At 37.5% G+C, this 17,535-nt stretch carries 13 protein-coding genes and 1 pseudogene; 4 read left to right on the forward strand and 10 right to left on the reverse strand.

The genetic code is table 11. The annotated features are described in order from the left end of the window. Positions 1 to 56: 56 nt before the first annotated feature. The gene (locus N8L39_RS04065; protein ID WP_261010224.1) at positions 57 to 5,831 is read left to right on the forward strand and encodes an alpha-L-fucosidase; all 5,775 of its coding nucleotides are present in this window, start codon (positions 57 to 59) and stop codon (positions 5,829 to 5,831) included. A 139-nt stretch (positions 5,832 to 5,970) separates the two neighbouring features. On the opposite strand, the gene N8L39_RS04070 is transcribed toward N8L39_RS04065, so the two are convergent. The 7 genes from N8L39_RS04070 to N8L39_RS04100 all read right to left on the reverse strand — a co-directional run bounded on the left by N8L39_RS04070 (position 5,971) and on the right by N8L39_RS04100 (position 13,391). Further along, positions 5,971 to 6,114 carry an ADP-ribosylation/crystallin J1 gene (locus N8L39_RS04070; protein ID WP_261010291.1) on the reverse strand — a complete coding sequence of 48 codons (144 nt, stop codon included), beginning with the start codon at positions 6,112 to 6,114 and terminating at the stop codon, positions 5,971 to 5,973. A 28-nt stretch (positions 6,115 to 6,142) separates the two neighbouring features. Next, entirely contained in the window at positions 6,143 to 6,436 is a 294-nt protein-coding gene (locus N8L39_RS04075; RefSeq protein ID WP_261010223.1) for a DUF5960 family protein, read from the reverse strand. After that, positions 6,429 to 6,791, reverse strand: a complete 363-nt coding sequence (locus tag N8L39_RS04080) for a hypothetical protein (protein WP_261010222.1) — start codon at positions 6,789 to 6,791, stop codon at positions 6,429 to 6,431. Before N8L39_RS04080 ends, N8L39_RS04075 begins: the two co-directional genes overlap by 8 nt. Further along, entirely contained in the window at positions 6,788 to 8,203 is a 1,416-nt protein-coding gene (locus N8L39_RS04085; RefSeq protein ID WP_261010221.1) for a Y-family DNA polymerase, read from the reverse strand. The genes N8L39_RS04080 and N8L39_RS04085 overlap by 4 nt, the downstream gene beginning before the upstream one ends. Before the next feature lie 3 nt (positions 8,204 to 8,206). Next, a complete protein-coding gene (locus N8L39_RS04090; protein WP_261010220.1) occupies positions 8,207 to 8,893 on the reverse strand; it encodes an XRE family transcriptional regulator in 687 nt (228 codons plus the stop codon). Between the two features lie 414 nt (positions 8,894 to 9,307). Next, positions 9,308 to 10,780, reverse strand: a complete 1,473-nt coding sequence (locus N8L39_RS04095) for a peptide MFS transporter (RefSeq protein ID WP_261010219.1) — start codon at positions 10,778 to 10,780, stop codon at positions 9,308 to 9,310. A 397-nt stretch (positions 10,781 to 11,177) separates the two neighbouring features. After that, positions 11,178 to 13,391, reverse strand: a complete 2,214-nt coding sequence (locus N8L39_RS04100) for a glycoside hydrolase family 31 protein (protein WP_261010218.1) — start codon at positions 13,389 to 13,391, stop codon at positions 11,178 to 11,180. Between the two features lies 1 nt (position 13,392). Between N8L39_RS04100 and tnpB the strand changes: the two genes are divergently transcribed. Both tnpB and N8L39_RS04110 read left to right on the forward strand, forming a co-directional pair. Then, positions 13,393 to 13,638, forward strand: a complete 246-nt coding sequence (gene tnpB, locus N8L39_RS04105; protein ID WP_261010217.1) for an IS66 family insertion sequence element accessory protein TnpB — start codon at positions 13,393 to 13,395, stop codon at positions 13,636 to 13,638. 65 nt (positions 13,639 to 13,703) lie between these two features. Further along, positions 13,704 to 13,790, forward strand: a pseudogene (locus N8L39_RS04110) (IS66 family transposase); the annotation flags it as partial. A 4-nt stretch (positions 13,791 to 13,794) separates the two neighbouring features. On the opposite strand, the gene N8L39_RS04115 reads toward N8L39_RS04110, so the two are convergent. Beyond that, the gene (locus N8L39_RS04115) at positions 13,795 to 15,321 is read right to left on the reverse strand and encodes an FRG domain-containing protein (protein ID WP_261010216.1); all 1,527 of its coding nucleotides are present in this window, start codon (positions 15,319 to 15,321) and stop codon (positions 13,795 to 13,797) included. Between the two features lie 38 nt (positions 15,322 to 15,359). Then, complete coding sequence (locus N8L39_RS04120) at positions 15,360 to 15,707, reverse strand: helix-turn-helix domain-containing protein (protein WP_261010215.1); 348 nt, start codon at positions 15,705 to 15,707, stop codon at positions 15,360 to 15,362. An 861-nt stretch (positions 15,708 to 16,568) separates the two neighbouring features. Here N8L39_RS04120 and N8L39_RS04125 point away from each other — a divergent pair. After that, complete coding sequence (locus N8L39_RS04125) at positions 16,569 to 16,865, forward strand: cytoplasmic protein (RefSeq protein WP_261010214.1); 297 nt, start codon at positions 16,569 to 16,571, stop codon at positions 16,863 to 16,865. Between the two features lie 267 nt (positions 16,866 to 17,132). Here N8L39_RS04125 and rpsI read toward each other — a convergent pair whose 3' ends face one another. After that, complete coding sequence (rpsI, locus tag N8L39_RS04130; RefSeq protein ID WP_000075964.1) at positions 17,133 to 17,525, reverse strand: 30S ribosomal protein S9; 393 nt, start codon at positions 17,523 to 17,525, stop codon at positions 17,133 to 17,135. Between the last annotated feature and the right edge of the window lie 10 nt (positions 17,526 to 17,535).

Genomic DNA, 17,535 nt, shown 5'->3' on the forward strand with positions numbered 1-17,535 from the left:
GTAAGACTTGGGCTCAGACAGTAGCTGACTGTCTTTATAAAAACTAGGAGTACATTATGAATCGATACCTTTTTGAAAAAGGGCAAACTTTTAGCATCAGAAAATTAACCGTTGGAGTTGCTTCGGTTATGGTTGGACTCGCTTTTTTTGCTTCTGGAACCGCACTAGCCGACGAAGCAAAAATTGAAAGTCCAACTTCTCAACCAAACGTGGAAAAACTCGCAGAGGCTGAGACTCCAAAACCTGAAATCAAGAATGAAAGCCCTCTAATCTCTACACCTCAAGGATTGGAAAAGGAAGAGAATACGGCGAAACCAGTAGAAGAACCATCTGTACCAAATACTCCCACTGCCGACTTACTTCCTGAGGAAATCAATGATCAGGCTTATCCCGATACACCTGTAAAAAAATTAAATACATCCGCAATTGTTGAAAAGAAGGACAGTCCTCAAGTTGCAACTAAGAGCATTTTGAAAAAAAAGGAAGAAACTAAAGAAGAAGTTGGAAATGAAAATCGTGCCATCATTAATGGCGGGGAAGATCTTAAACACATCAACTATGATGGTCAACCCGCTACTGCTGCTAGTATGATTTACACTACATATAATGGGGACTCTCAACGCTATATCGTTTCAGGCTCTGGTATTTTTGTTGCACCTAATCTAATTCTTACAGTTGCTCATAATTTCTTAGAAGAAAACAAGGAAACTAGAGAAGGGCAGATTCGAGGTGGAAATTCCGCACAATTCTACTATAATGTTGGATCAAATAGCGAGAAGAAAAACTCTCTCCCATCTTCTGGAACAACTGTTTTATTCGAAGAAAAAGATATCCATTTCTGGAATAAAAAAGACTTCGGACAAGGATACAAGAACGATCTTGCTTTAGTAACAACTCCTGTCCCTCTTCCAATTGCCAGTCCAAATAAATCTGCAACCTTTGCACCTTTAGCTGATCATAAAACCTATCAGCCCGGAGAAGCTATTAGTACGATTGGGTATCCAACAGATTCTAGCTCAAAAGAACTCAAACAACCAATAGTAGCTGGTCAACTTTATAAAGCGGATGGTACTATTCGCTCTGTTGAAGCCTATAATGAGCAAGGAGCTACTGGAATCACCTACCAAACTACTTCTGTATCTGGTTTATCTGGAGGCGGTATTTTGGATAGCCAAGGAAAAGTTATCGGTATTCACCAACACGGAACAGTTGACAATGGAGTCCCTGAAAAAGACCGATTTGGTGGTGGACTCGTTCTTTCACCTGAGCAACTTAAATGGGTTAAAGATATGATTGCCCAATATGGGGTCAAGGGCTGGTACCAAGGAGATAATGGAAATCGTTACTATTTCACTAATGAAGGTCATATGCTTCGTAATGAAAAAGCTGTAATTGGTAACAATGAATATTCTTTCAATGAAAATGGAGTTGCTACTTTAACTAAAGGGGTAGAGTACGGTAGCGTTCTTGTCCAGCACAAAGACGAAGAAGGTAATCTTGTCAAAGAAAACGACAAATTTATCGAATCAACAACGGTTGACTCCCCATTTACTTACGATTTCAAAAAAGAAATTGAAAAAACTGATTTCTATGAGAAAAATAAAGAAAAATACGAAATCGTATCAATTGATGGTGTCAAAGTCAACAAACAACTAAAAGATACCTGGACTGAGGACCACAGTGTTGTAAGCAAAGTTCCTGCTGGTACACGTGTCATCAAGGTGGTTTATAAAGTGAATAAAGGTTCTTTCGAAATTCACTATCGCTTGAAAGGATCCGAAAAAGATCTAACAGAAGCAACTGCAGACAACAATAATGGAATGGAATACGATGTTTCTTTTGTCAACACTTTCCATGCAAAAGAAATCGCTGGCTATCGTCCAGTTAAGACAACATTAGAATCAAGTATTCAGCACAAAGGAGTAAATTCGGTCGTATTTGAATATGAATCAATCTCTGATAACTCCAATCCAACTACAAATGATTTGCCCGTCACCCATCCAGAAGATAAAGAAACCGAAATCGGTAACTACGGCCCTCTCCCAAGCAAAGCTCAACTAGACTATCATAAAGAAGAATTAGCTGCTTTCATCCACTACGGAATGAATACCTACACTGACTCTGAGTGGGGACACGGGAATGAAGATCCAGGATACTTTGATCCAACGAACTTAGACACTGATCAATGGATTCGTACTCTTAAAGAAACTGGTTTCAAACGAACCATTATGGTGGTGAAACACCACGACGGTTTCGTTATTTACCCATCTAAATATACAAATCATACCGTAGCTGCTAGCCCTTGGAAAGATGGTAAGGGAGACCTTTTAGAAGAAGTTTCAAAATCAGCTACTAAATACGATATGAATATGGGGGTTTATCTGTCACCATGGGATGTTAATAGCCCTAAATACAAGGTTGATACAGAAAAAGAATACAATGAATATTATCTCAACCAACTAAAAGAAATTCTTGGAAATCCAAAATATGGAAACAAAGGTAAATTCATTGAAGTTTGGATGGATGGTGCGCGTGGTAGCGGTGCCCAGAAAGTAACCTACACCTTTGACGAATGGTTCAAATACATTAAGGAAGCTGAAGGAGATATCGCTATCTTCTCTGCACAACCAACAAGTATTCGTTGGATCGGAAATGAACGTGGTATCGCAGGTGATCCTGTATGGCACAAAGTTAAAAAAGCAAACATCACAGAAGATGTAAAAAATGAATACCTCAACCATGGAGACCCTGATGGCGATATGTACTCTGTAGGTGAAGCTGATGTTTCGATCCGTTCTGGTTGGTTCTATCATGATAACCAACAGCCAAAATCACTCAAAGACTTGATGGATATCTACTTCAAGTCTGTAGGTCGTGGAACCCCGCTTCTACTCAATATTCCACCAAACAGAGAGGGTAAATTTGCAGATGCCGACGTAGCTCGCTTGAAAGAATTCAAGGCGACCCTAGACCAAATGTATGCAACTGATTTCGCCAAAGGAGCGACTGTCACAGCAAGTTCTACTCGTCAAAACCACCTATATAAAGCAAGTAACCTTACAGACGGCAAAGACGATACCAGCTGGGCTCTCTCAAACGATGCTACAACTGGTAGCTTCACAGTAGATTTAGGTCAAAAGAGACGCTTTGATGTCGTTGAATTTAAAGAGGATATCGCTAAGGGACAACGTATTTCTGGATTTAAGATTGAAGTTGAAATCAACGGTCGCTGGGTCACTTATGGAGAAGGTGCAACAGTTGGCTACCGGCGCTTAATCCAAGGAAAACCTATCGAAGCACAAAAAATCCGTGTTACTATCACAGGAGCACAGGCTACCCCTATCTTAAACAACTTCTCAGTCTATAAGACACCAAGTAATATCGAAAAGACTGACGGTTATCCTCTTGGACTAGAATACCACTCAAATACAACAGCAGATACAGCTGAAACAACTTGGAATAATGAATCTGAAGGTATTCGTGGCACTTCTATGTGGACGAATCAGAAAGATGCTAAAGCAACCTATCATTTCACAGGAACTAAAGCATATGTAGTCTCGACAGTGGACCCAGGACACGGAGAAATGTCCGTGTATGTTGACGGACAAAAGGTTGCTGATGTACAGACTAAAAACAGTACTCGCAAACGTAGCCAAAAAGTCTTTGAAACAGGTGATTTGAAACCAGGAGAACATACTATTACTCTCGTTAATAAAACAGGTGAACCAATAGCTACAGAAGGAATCTATTCCTTAAATAATGATAGTAGAGGTATGTTTGAACTAGAGTCTGCTAGCTACGACATCGAAAAAGGAAAACCAGTCACTGTTAAGATTAAACGTGTAGGTGGAAGCAAAGGGTTAGCCACTGTTCGCTTTATCACTGAACCTGGAACAGGAGTTCACGGGAAAGTCTACCAAGACACTACAAAGGATGTCACATTTAATGATGGGGAAACAGAAAAAATAGTTACTGTCCCAACTATCGACTTCAAAGAACAAGAAGATGCAATCTTTGATTTCAAAGCTAAACTCACTTCTGTATCTGATGGAGCCTTACTCGGCTTCACTACAGACTCTACTATTCAAGTAATGAATGCTGAGTTACTCAAGAAAGACCAGACTAGTTATGATGACCAAGTTAGCCAATTGGATTATAGCCCTGGATGGAAGCATGAAACAAATTCCCCAGATAAGTACAAACAAACTGAGTCTTGGGCTTCATTTAATCATTTAGCAGATGATCAAAAGACTACGACAGCTGTAACAGCTTACTTTTACGGTACAGGACTAGAAATCAAAGGTTTTGTCGACCCAGGTCATGGTATCTATAAAGTCTTGCTTGATGGTAAGGAAGTCCAATACCAAGATGGAATGGGTAATTCGTCAATTGTGAATGGTAAAAAATACTTTAGTGGACATGCTACTGAACGCCAAGGTGATCAAACTTTGGTCAGCTTAAAAGGACTTGATGAAAATTTACATGCAGTAACCTTACAGCTTGATTCTGACCATAACGACATAACACAAAATATTGGTATCCAAGTTGACCGATTCATCACTTTTGGAGACGGTAGAGAACTATATAGCAAAGAAGATATTATTCGCTCTCTCTCTAAATGGAAAGACGACTTATCTAACTTTGATCCAAGTGGTTTGAAAAATACAGCAACTGCACGCCAAGCATTTAAGTCTAACCTTAATAAACTTACTAGACAGCTAAATTCTGATGTTGTAAATGTACAAGATGTGATGTTAACAGTCACTACTTTACAAGATATTCTTAGCAAGGATGAAAATTACCAAAAACCCGGTGATGATCCAACTCCAGATCAACCTGAACAACCTGTTGAACCTGAACAACCTGTTGAACCTAAACAACCTGAAAAACCAATTTCTACTTCAACTCCTGAAGAAGGAGTCAAGGATCTTGTCTTCCAACTCCCAAGTTTAGAAATTGTTAAAAAGGTAGTACCATTCAAGACTATCCATCGTGAAAATCCACAATTAGATAAAGGGAAAGAACAAGTCCTATCCGAAGGTAAAGAGGGCGCTATAGTCGAGTATGTTGAAGTAGATGGAAATAATCGCAAGGTTCTCCAAACAGAAAACACACCAGCTCAAGATCGTATCATCGAAGTTGGAACTAAACAAAATGAAGTTGCAGTGGAGAATCCTGATAAAGTTCTAGCACCAGAAACCGACAAACCAATTTCTACTTCAACCCCCGAAGAAGGAGTCAAGGATCTTGTCTTCCAACTCCCAAGTTTAGAAATTGTTAAAAAGGTAGTACCATTCAAGACTATCCGTCGTGAAAATCCACAATTAGAGAACGGGAAGGAACAAATTCTATCAGAAGGGAAAGATGGTCTACTTGTCGAGTACGTCGAAGTAGATGGTAGCAATCGTAAGGTGGTCCAAACTGAAGCAACGCCAGCTCAAGATCGAGTGATTGAAGTTGGGACTAAACAAAGATCTGTAGGAACATATACACCTCCAACAGTAACTCTTCCTGAGGCTGAGCTACCAAGAAAAACAGAAAAACCAACTCCTACCGTTGTAACAGAAGATTCACCAACAAAAACTGAAAAAGTAGCTCCTACCGTTGTAACAGAGGATTCACCAGCAAAAACTGGAAATCCAGCTCCTGCAGTTGTAACAGAAGATTCACCAAGTAAAGATGAAAAAGCACCTGTTGCTACTACAGTTAAACAAGACAAGGAAAAACAACTCCCAGAAACTGGAGAGCAAGAAGCAAATGCCTTCTTATTCTTGGCTGCTATTACTTCAGTATTGTCTCTACTCATCTTCCAAAAGAATTTCAAAGACTAATTAAAATCTTTACTTCATTCTTTTCAATGATTCTAGTTCCCCCAAAGAGAGGACCGGCTGGTCTTCTCTTTTTCTATTTACAAATTAAAAAACATCCATAAATTTATATGGATGTCGTGGTATATATAAAATAGAATGATTATTTAGGATAGGTATTTTCGAATTCCACTACGATGTCAAGTAAACGATTATCTAAAAAAGATAGGACTTCTTGTCTAATCTCGTCAGAAAGACCATAATAAGCTTCTGCAAGTCCTCCGCAGATAGCTGCAATGGTGCACACCAAAAAACGAGTTCATCTCCTACCAAATCTACTGGCCACTATTTTTAACCCCAGCATATACATAGGTCCTATTTCTAGGACACGCTTTTTCCGTTACCACCCTAAAATAAAAGCTATGCTCCCACCCATCCTTGGCATTTTCCTTGTTTAAGACAAAGTAGTTTTTCTGATTCATCGCCATGGTTCGTAGGATGTCATCAATCAAGAAAGTCAAGGGTACGTTCAGGGCAGAGTATTTTTGAAAATCCTCTTCAAAACGAATATAGTCATCTGAAAAATAATCCATCTGCAGTTTGTTTTCATACAGCTCTTTTCTAGTCATAAACTCCCTCCTCCCACAGCCGAATTTCTAGGATATCTGCAACCTCTATCAACCTATATCCCTCGTTTGTCCTAATAGATAGAGTCTGAGGTGATAACTCTCTCACCACACCGATGATAGTCGCCTTCTGCCTCTTTTCCTTGACCACAAAGCATCCCTTAAGTTGGCCAACATAAAGCTGAGAAAGCAAGTGCAACTTCTCATCTGGAGTCAAATCCGTCGAAAAATCAACACGGCTTTTTTCTTCACTGAGCGAACTGGTGTGTTCTGATAGGTAAAATCCCATCCACTTCTGCATCCCTGGATCTTGATAATCTCGCGCAGATTGAAAAGGTAAATAAGAACGATCAATCATTGTAATCCATCTAATCCTCCAGCAGAATGTCCTCCAATCAGCTTACTTCTAGCAAGACTCCTAGATGCTTCTTCCAGTGCATTGGCTCTTAACAGAGAAGTGAAACCAAATTGTTCCCGAATGGAGTCAATGGCCGTCTGGAGCCTTTCTTCTTTTTCTAACTTATCAACATCATCAAAGAGAGATATCAAACCAAAGGACTCGTCTACAAAGCCTGAATAGTTAACTCCGACACTTCTGACCGCTCCAGAAGTGTATTTGTTATGAAATAGCTTTAAAACATAATCCGTTAAGACCGCAGTATTATTGGTCGGTTCGACCTTCATTTGTGTGTGAATAGACGACCTAACCTCCTGTTTAGAGAAACCGACATAGATAGAGACAAGGGTTGTTTTCTTACCAGACCTTCTCAGTCTAATAGCTACCTGCTCCGCCATTTCTCGGAGAATAATTTCAATATCCCGTAGCTTCACGTAGTCTCTCGGCAAGATTTGAGAATTCCCCAAGCCCTTGGATTTGGCTTTATAGGGCTTATGAACATTGCTCTCATCAATTCCGTTAGCATGAAACCACAAACGCAAGCCAGCCTGACCCAGAGCTTTCTTTAGCTGGTCTGGATTGCTTGTGGCCAATTCCTTGATGGAAAAAATCCCCAGAGCATGCAAACGTTTCTCCATCCGCCTGCCAATCCCCCAAAAGTCGGTCATCTTGGGAATGAACCAGACCTTCTCTTCCACATCCTGGTAAGACCAGTTGGCCCTCATGGTCGGAGTGTGCTTGGCCTCATTATCCAGAGCCAACTTGGCCAGTAAAGGATTGGCATTTGACATGCCCACTGTAGAGTAAATTCCTGTCTGCCTCCAAATATCCCTCTGAATACGGGCAGAAAGCAGATCCAGCTTGTCTTTTCGAGAGAGACTCTTGTCTGGGATGAAATAGTTGAGCGAACTAGTCAGATCGATAAAGCCCTCATCGATAGAGTAGGGATAAATATCATCTGGGCTACCATAGTTTTGAAAGATTTGCTGGATTTCCATATTGACCGCTATGTACTCATCCATCCTAGGAGGCACAATCAAGGTCACTTGAGCCCAATCTTCGATATAACGAACATAGTCCGAGTCGGTAGGCAACCCCTGCTTTCGAGCATTGTAATAGGAAAATCTGCGCGTTTTGATATCAAAAGGCAAATCATAGGCCCGACCAACATTGGACTTGCCAAAAATCTTCTTAAACATGGGAGAGGAGGCTAGGATAAGACCAGTTGAATTATCTGCGCGACTCATGACACAAAGTGAAGTCTTCAGCGGATGCAAGCCCCTTTTCACACACTCAACGCTGGCATAAAAGGATTTCATATCGACAAAGGCAATATCACTTTTGGGTTCTCTGGAATAATCAAAGTAGCCCATTGGCTATCCCTCCATCGGCACAAAGTTCCCAACGATAATCCCCACAATCCGAGGATCTTCCTCATAGGAGATGAAAATATCCTTGTATTTAGGATTGATAGAGACTAGACGCAATCCATTCTCCTCTCGATAGACCCGTTTGATATAGGTCTGGTTATTGCAAACCACTGCATAAACCGCCCCGTCATAGTCAAATCCTGTCTCTCGAATCAGTGCCACTGAACCATTTTGGTATTTAGGTTCCATGGAGTCCCCAGACACCCATGACGCAAAATCATGCGCCAACTCCTCATTAAAGTAAACCGTATCAAAATTCTGATCATCGTAGACCGAAGCCCCAATCCCTGCTGACATGCGTTCATAAACACGATACTCGTAAAGTCGCTCTGGCATGGGAGCCACTTTCTTGACTTCTTCCTCTTGAGCCAGATTGCGAGCATAGAGAACAACCTTCTCCTGCCCTTGCTTGGAGAGGCTATGGTAGAGACGGACAATCTCAATCTGAGTAAAATATCCTTTTGCTACTTTTAAAATATTCTCTAGCTGGAACACCTTCTCCTTGGACGGTTCCTTGACTCCACGTTCCCAAGCCGAGTAAGCCTGGAAACTAATCCCAAGTTGCTCTGCAATTTCCTTCTGTGTCAGTTTTAACTCTTTCCTCCGAGCCTTTAATTTTTCTGGCTGATACATACTTCACCTCCTAGTATAGAACCTTATCTTAAATGATTTTCCTTAGAAAAGCTAATCTTTAGTTGAGTCACTTTTAAAACTCAACCAATTTTGTTTAGTTTTATTATATAAAAAAAGTAGACAAATGTCCACTAGGAAAAGCAGAAACATCGTGAGTTTTATACTCAATGAAAATCAAAGAGCAAACTAGGAAACTAGCCGCAGGTTGCTCAAAACACTGTTTTGAGGTTGTAGATAAGACTGACGAAGTCAGTCACATATATACGACAAGGCGACGTTGACGCGGTTTGAATTTGATTTTCGAAGAGTATTAATCAAACTAAAAGGACCTAGCCCTGCACCATACAGAACTAAATCCTTTGAATAAATAATTGATCTAACTTTTAAAATTCCTACAGAAATTCCAGTTTTTCTCTATTTGATACCAGACATTAGTTTTTCAATACGTGGAACGTAGAAAAGTAAGATAATACCGAATACAATCGTAATTCCTCCAACAATTCCATAGTAAGCCACTTCAGTTTCGCTTGTATAAAATTTTACAATTTGAGCATTGATAGCTTGGGCAGCTGCATTACTCAAGAACCAGATAGACATCATTTGTGCTTGGAAGGATTTTGGTGCTAGCTTAGTAGTGACTGATAGACCAATAGGCGAAATCAACATCTCCCCCACAATCACAATAGCCCAACTCATAATCAACCAGAAAGGACTGACCTTAACATCTGTCCCAAAGAGCATCCCTGGTAACATCATCCACAAGAAGGATAAACCTGCTGCTAATAAACCGTAAGCAAATTTCTTAGAAGAGGACGGTTGCTTTTTACCCATTTTCCCCCACAACCATGCAAAAATCGGCACATAAATCATAATGAAAAGTGGATTGATACTTTGGAAAAAGCTAGATGGGAAATGAATCTGATTCCCAAATACATTAAAGTAAAGTCGAGTTTGATCATCCGCAAATAGAGCGAGAACAACAGACCCCTGCTCCTCAATAGACCAGAAGAGTACTCCAGCGATAAATAAAGGAATGTAGGCAAATACTCGGGATCTCTCAGTAGCAGTTATTTTCTGACTAGATAAAATTTTGAAGAAATAGTAGATTGGAATAATTACAGCAATCACTGTAAAGATATTAACAATCATATCCACGTTAAATTGGTGAGTAAAGACTAAACCTATAACCACAAGAATAACCATGACAAGCGTAATCAGCAAGCGTTTAATCAAGGTCTGCTGGTCCTTCTGTGAAAGTGGATCAGTGGGGTAAAGACTTGATTCAGGCAGATATTTCTTCCCATCTAAAACATACTTCACCAAACCAAAGAACATCCCAATGGCAGCTAGTGAGAAACCTAGATGGAAATTGATTTCCTGACCTAGATAACCTACTAAATAAGGGGCAACGAAGGCACCTAAGTTAATACCAAAGACAAAGATACTGAAACCTGCATCCCGTCTATCATCCTCTTTCTCATAAATTCCCCCAACCATATCTGAGATATTGGGTTTTAAAAATCCAGTTCCAAAGATAATCAAGGCAATAGAAAGATAGAGAGTCACTTGTCCAAAAGGTGTTGCCAAAGCAATATGCCCTAGCATAATCAAAATCCCACCGTAAAAGACAGTCTTACGGCTTCCTAAAATACGGTCACTGACAAAACCACCGACAACCGAGGACAAAAATACCAGCGAGCCATAAATCGCCATAACCGATGCAGCCGTGGTCTTATCCATTCCCAATCCACCATCTTGCACACTATAGTACATATAGTAAAGTAGGATAGCTCGCATCCCATAGTAAGAAAAGCGTTCCCACATCTCTGTAAAGAAGAGGGTGGACAAGCCCATAGGATGTCCAAAAAATGTTTTCTGTTTTTCCATATATATTCTCCTTTAACGATATAATAATTCATTTTACAGAATTTTCAAACAAATGTCAAACAAATCCTGTTTATTTTAGAAAATTTTCTGAAAAAATCACACGTCTCATACTTAATTCCACCATAAAAATCCATTTCAGACTAAATTCCACTTTGGTCAGGCAAGTGGAAGTTAGTTTGAAAAATTACCTCTAAAAATTTGCTCTTATTTAGTTGAAAAATGTTTCAAACCTTGAAACATGCTTATCCTTTCCTCTTCAGTAAACAAAAAACATCTCTATGCCAAACTCGTAATTACTAAAATACAAGTCAATAATCATAGAGATGCAAAACTATTACACATTAAAAAATAAATAATTAGTAATTAAATAATAAAAATTGTGTACGAAATTTCTCAATTAGTTTTCGCTAGTAAATATCATTTCTAACAAACGCCCTCTCAATTCCTTATCCTGATGATGCAAGATATTCATTAACTCATGAGAATTTTTGGCATTGATGAATTGATTTAATAATCTATCTTTTAATTCATATGGAAGAGAAGCCGTCTTTAGTAGTCTAAAAACTTCATCATTTAAAGATATTGTTTTATTATCTTTACATTCAAATCTAGCTGTATCATTCTTATTTGGCAATTCAATTATAGACACATTCGTTCCTTTAAGATGAATTCTATGCCTTCTATTACTTGGAAGGATACTAGAATCTCCTTGTAATGTTAACTCTACCATCCCCATTTCCCAGTCGATTGATAATCTTGTTTTATATCTTTGACCATTTTGATCTTCAATCATTTCAAAAGAATGTTGTTTTCCTGGAAATACATACCAATCTACAACTTCAGGTAAATCAACACCCATATCTATCTCAGAACCAACCAAAGGAATGATTGCACCACTTTTTGCAAACACAGGTATAGTCGAAATGTCTCTATAAACACTCAACTTCACACCACCTGTATATTTTTTCTCTGAAAAGAAGTCATACCACTCACCTTCAGGGAACCATACATCTACTTTTGCAGATTGGAATGCCAAATCCATCTTTTCTACAATGGGAGCCACCATCAGTTCTGTTCCAAAAAAGTATTGATTTGGAACATTATAACTCTCATCATTCTCTGGGTAGAAATAATACATTGGGCTGATTAATGGGGCACCTGCCTCGTGTGTCTTTACATTCATAGTGTATAGATATGGAATCATCTGATGTCTCAAACGAAGGTATTTCTTCATAATCTTAGATGTTGTTTCTGAAAAAAACCAAGGTTCTTTACTATTAAAGGGACTTCTAGAACTATGTAATCGAGTAATCGGACTAAAAACGCCAAACTGTAGCCATCTAGTTTGTAGCTCTTCGTCATAATCCCCCAGCATGTGCCCACCGATATCATGACTCCACCAACTATAACCGATATTAGATGCTGTCGCTGTAAAATAAGGTTGAAATCTTAACGAATTCCAACTAATAATAGTATCCCCTGAAAAACCAACAGGGTAGCGGTGACTACCAGGACCTGCATATCTTGATAAAATCAAACCGCCTTCTGCATTTTTACAACTATCCTGATAGTGATAATGGTTTAAAAGCCATAGTGGATCTAGCATACCTTGTGTCCCTTGTTGCCAGTCAATCCACCAAAAATCTACTCCCTGCTTTTCTAGCTCATAATGAACATCTTTAAAGTAGGCTTCTCTAAAAGAGGGATTAAAAAAATCAAAAATGGCAGGTTCTTCTAATTCTACATTTAACCCCAATCGTTTGGCGACTCGAGGATAAGCTTCTTCATAAGCCCGTATACCATCAGCAGGATGGACATTTAAGGAGAGTTTCAACTTTCTATCATGAAGTTGTTGCAATAACTGCTCTGGATTAGGTATTAAATTTTTATTCCAACTATATCCTGTCCAGCCACTTCCAAAACGAGCTGGAATGTCAGTGATATGCCAATCCATATCTAAAACACCGATAGATAATGGAATTTTCTCTGTTTCAAATCTGTCTATTAAATCCAAGTATTCATCCGACGTATAAGGCCAATATCTACTCCACCAATTGCCTAAAGCATATCTTGGCAACAAAGGGGTTGAACCAGTCAAATGGTAAAAGTCTCTGATTGCTCCTCTATAATCATGCCCATAGGCAAAGAAATACAGGTCAATTTGATTTTCTCTCTCAATATAACCAGACTGTTCATCCCAAATAAATCCTTGAGAATCATCCAATAAGGCTATCCCATTTCGGCTAATAATTCCATCTTCTAACGAGATTGCTCCATCTGCCTTATCCAGAGTCCGAGCTGTTCCTTTTAACGTTTCAATAGATTCACCAAAATACCAGCGACTACCATATACGGCAAAATTTCCTTTTAATTCTATAAATAAATTTTCGGCGTTAAATTCTCCTTTATTAAAGTGCAGATGAAAATAGTCCGTCATAATATCTAGTACGTTTGATGTCTCGATATAATCTAACGAAACTTGACCAAAATCTCTATTATAGATAAGTTGTGTCGTTCTATCCTCAAAACTTCCAGTTTGAGAGTATTCTAGCCTTACTAACTTGTCTGTTAATACAGAGATTCGATAAAACTCTCCCTTAAAAATTTTCAATTTGTTTTCCTCCTTTTATGGTCAATTCTTTCTCTTTTGTGGTGGACATAAAGATCGCTTTAAAGCCCTTTACTGGGATGGTCAAGGATTTTGGTTACTTTATAAACGCTTTGAGAATGGTAAACTGACTTGGCCAAGTACAGAAAACGATGTCAAAGCTCTCACACCTGAACAAGTAGATTGGCTTATGAAGGGATTTTCTATCACTCCCAAAATAAATTCATCAGAAAGTCGTGATTTCTATTGAAATTAGGACTTTCTTTTCGGTATAATAAAGCTAGAAAACAAGGAGGGAAGCTCATGGAAGAATTATTGAAAATCATTCAACAACAGAGTGCTACAATTGATAGTCTCACCAATAAACTTGCCCTTCTTCGTGAACAAGTAGCTTATCTGACTATACTTACTCAGGTCCAAATATCTTTAGAAATGCAGGGTTATAAATACGAGAATTTTTTGGTCTTATTATAAATTGATAAGGTAAAACATAATTTAGGAATATCTGCTTTATTTCATCAAAATTAAACATTTTTTGGGGATTTTTATTAAGATCTAGAAATAAACTCCATAAATTCTCTTTCTCAAATAGTTCTTTTATATCCTTAGGAATATCATTACCTAATTTATCTAACAAATACAATCTTTTATTTGCAATTATTTTCCAAGGGATATAAGCATAAGATTCAACTCCTAGCTTATCTTTCATGCCAATATAAAGCATGTTCTCTCCATGTAAATCATTTTGTTTATATTTATAGCCCTTAATGAAGTCTTTGAAACTAGAGTCATTTTCCTTTACCTTATAGTATTGTTTAGTAATATTGCTTATAACTAGATAAATTTCTTCCGGCGTATAATTATAATAAATAAGTGTTTCAATCACTTCATTAATTACCTCTGCGAAATCTTCTTCACATAAAGAGATACTAATCCGATTTCCATAAGAAATATTTAATTTATTAGTTTTAATAATTTCAATTATCTTTTCCTTCGAATTCAAAGGATTTTTTATAAAGATCTGTTCTGTTTTTTTTATAGATTTTTCAAAATCCGTTGACAAATCTCCAAAGTTTTGTGGCCAATCATTATCATTAAGGTAATCTGCAATTTTTGATTTTGTATTTTCTACTTTCAGTACGAATGAACCAGGTGAAGCATTGATTACATTCATTAGTTCACTATTTTGAAATTCTACCATTGCTTCTACCGATTTAAATCGTTCAATTTCCAGTTCCAAAGCATTCGGTTTAGGGTAAATTAACTCTGAATTTAAGGTATTGCTTGAATATACGTTACCATTATGTCGAAATTCAAAATCTGGTTCTCTGTCCCTAAAATATTGATTAACTACGATTCCATACAAATCCCAAAGAAAAACACCTTGTTGATTATTCATTCTTGATAGTTCGGGGATGGAGACACTAAAGAATGGATTAAAATCCAATGATTTTAATATACTTAAACATTGTTTAACTGAATCATTATTGTTAGTCTCTTCTATATTTTTAACTGTTAATTCTAAAATTTTTTTAATAATTAAAATTTCTTTTTCTGATATTCTCCATAAATAACCATATTTAAAGTCTGGATGTTCTTCAATTCCATCTGTTGCAAAGTAAGCAGCAACTTCAAGGTTAGTAGTAAAATCAATCAAATCTGTTTTATAACCATAATGTTGAGCAATAGCATAACATCTTTGAATATCCTCTGCATTATCATCTTTCAGATGCAAAGATGGATTATTTAAAAATTTCGTTACAAAGAATAATGTTTTAGAGCTTTCTTCTTTGTTATTATTTACTCTCGAAATAGAAGATTCAATCGGCCAATTATGAATTTGACCACGATAATAGTATATTTCTCCAGATTTTTTTTCATCCTTTTTTAACTTTTTTATTAAAGCATTAATATTGTTATATCTTACTGTCATAAATCAATTCCTCCTCCATTAAACTCATCATAAAAAAATTACAGTTTATTTCTATTAGTAAAAAGTTTTTTTCGCTCTTCCATAAATTCAATCAACTCTTTTTTAAAAACCTTTTTCTCATCATCTGTAAGACCTTTGGAATTCATACGGAAGAGCAATTCAATGTTGTCTAATCCATCTGACTTTTCTCCAGAGTTTCCAACTAAATAATCAACAGATACTTTTAAAATTTGTGCAATCTTAACAAGATTTTTCTGTGTTGGCTTTTTTACACCACGTTCCCATGAAGCATATGCTTGTTGGGAAATATCTAATTTTTCAGCTATTTGAGCCTGTGTTAGTTTTACTTGTTTCCTTAGTGTTTTCAAGCGTTCTGCGAATTCCATATGTGACCTCAAAAAAATTTTTGCAGAAAATCATTGACATCAACAACCAATGATTGTACAACATAATCAACAACTAATAGTTGTACAGCGGTTGAAAATAATAACCTTATCTTCAAGGCTAAATCATGATCATTGACAATTAAATAAAAAGTGCGTCTGACAACCAGAGAGCTGATCGCCAAAACTACACTAACCTTCGTACCTTTATTGTAATTGTTTTGGAAAGAAAAGTCAAGTCTCTTTATGGTTGAAGTGAAGATTTACCATTTAAAACATTTTTTGTGGACTTCCACGCATTTCGGACTTTCGCACTTTTCCGAATAGTAAAGTGAACTGGCTTCGCCAAAGAGCGTAAAAGAACCTAATAGGGATATAATAACTACCTATTAAGGTTGGTTGGGATAGCGATGGTAATTCATGAAAAGCACCTTGTTAAACGTTACCACCGTGAAGGAGGGATTCTTCAACCAAATAACTTTTCTTTACTTCTGTCTATCTACCTTGATAGACTCACTCTCAAGCTACTAACTCTTCTTTTTTCTTAGTAGCTTTTTTACTTTTAGAATAAAGGAGAAAACTATGACTAACTTTTTTCGTACTACAATGTAAACGACTGTATGATAATTACGCATTTACCTATAGAATCTTCAGTTCATCTGATAAACTAACAGTTCAACTGTACACTCAGGCTTTGAATGATTTAGATTCTGTAGCAAAGAAATCACTTGTTACAGGATTTTCTCATGCCGAAGTGGCATTCTATACTAGAATGTTTAAATGCAAACTTTCTACTCACTACTACTCAAGAGTGAAGCTACCAGCTTAACTCTTTTTATTTTACAATCAGAAAGGAAAAAACTTATGATTCAAGAAACTTTAAAAATGAAACCAGAATTTATCGGCGCAGCTTACTATGAAAAATTGGGAAATGCCCCACGTTTTATCTTTGGAAAAGAAGGTAAATATCAACGTCATATTCTAAACATCGAAACACATAGTTCCTTCCATGTTATCACACCTGCTTCTACCACTATCTTCCCAGAAGATGCTCTTGTAAAAGTGATTAACCCTGTCTTTCTATCAGACACGTCTCTGAATGTAAATTCTGTCGTACCTGCTCTCAACGTTTTTGCTGAGAAACTAATACTCAAGAAATAATAAAATAAAGGAGAAAATAAAATAGCTAAAACTGGATTAAACTATGGAATCTATAAAGCACTAACGCATAGTGAAACGATTACAACAAAGACTTATGTCAACACTTCTAATGTAGTTCCTATGACAGTAGGTGAATTTGCCTTAAAGTCTCTAAAACAATGAGGTGAAAATAAGGTAAATTTTGGGGTGAACTCTTGATTTTTAGACAAAAAAAGACATCCAAGAGAAAATTCTTGAATGTCTGTAAACGTTGATATATCGTATTGATTAACGTTTTGAGAATTGTGATGCTTTACGAGCTTTCTTAAGACCTGGTTTCTTACGTTCAACTTTACGTGAGTCACGCGTAAGAAGTCCTGCGCGTTTCAATGAATCGCGGAAGTCTGGGTCTACTTGAAGAAGGGCACGAGCGATACCGTGACGGATAGCTCCTGATTGACCAGCGTATCCACCACCTACAACGTTAACGAAAACGTCGTATGAACCTGCAGTTGAAGTAACTGCAAACGGTTGGTTGATGACAAGACGAAGGTCAGCGTGTGGGATGTACTCTTCAACATCTTTTTTGTTAACAGTGATTTTACCAGTTCCTGGAACAAGGCGAACGCGTGCAACAGCGTTTTTACGACGTCCAGTACCTGCATATTGTGCTTGTGACATACTTTATTGT

This window comes from Streptococcus mitis (genome assembly GCF_946190285.1).
Taxonomy (GTDB): domain Bacteria; phylum Bacillota; class Bacilli; order Lactobacillales; family Streptococcaceae; genus Streptococcus; species Streptococcus mitis_CP.

Bases quoted from the DNA above. Each gene is read 5' to 3' on its own strand.
- N8L39_RS04075 (WP_261010223.1), bottom strand. From the start codon at position 6,436: ATGACTAGAAAAGAGCTGTATGAAAACAAACTGCAGATGGATTATTTT.
- N8L39_RS04090 (WP_261010220.1), bottom strand. From the start codon at position 8,893: ATGTATCAGCCAGAAAAATTAAAGGCTCGGAGGAAAGAGTTAAAACTG.
- rpsI (WP_000075964.1), bottom strand. From the start codon at position 17,525: ATGTCACAAGCACAATATGCAGGTACTGGACGTCGTAAAAACGCTGTT.
- N8L39_RS04085 (WP_261010221.1), bottom strand. From the start codon at position 8,203: ATGGGCTACTTTGATTATTCCAGAGAACCCAAAAGTGATATTGCCTTT.
- N8L39_RS04080 (WP_261010222.1), bottom strand. From the start codon at position 6,791: ATGATTGATCGTTCTTATTTACCTTTTCAATCTGCGCGAGATTATCAA.
- N8L39_RS04120 (WP_261010215.1), bottom strand. From the start codon at position 15,707: ATGGAATTCGCAGAACGCTTGAAAACACTAAGGAAACAAGTAAAACTA.
- N8L39_RS04065 (WP_261010224.1), top strand. From the start codon at position 57: ATGAATCGATACCTTTTTGAAAAAGGGCAAACTTTTAGCATCAGAAAA.
- N8L39_RS04125 (WP_261010214.1), top strand. From the start codon at position 16,569: ATGATTCAAGAAACTTTAAAAATGAAACCAGAATTTATCGGCGCAGCT.
- N8L39_RS04115 (WP_261010216.1), bottom strand. From the start codon at position 15,321: ATGACAGTAAGATATAACAATATTAATGCTTTAATAAAAAAGTTAAAA.
- N8L39_RS04095 (WP_261010219.1), bottom strand. From the start codon at position 10,780: ATGGAAAAACAGAAAACATTTTTTGGACATCCTATGGGCTTGTCCACC.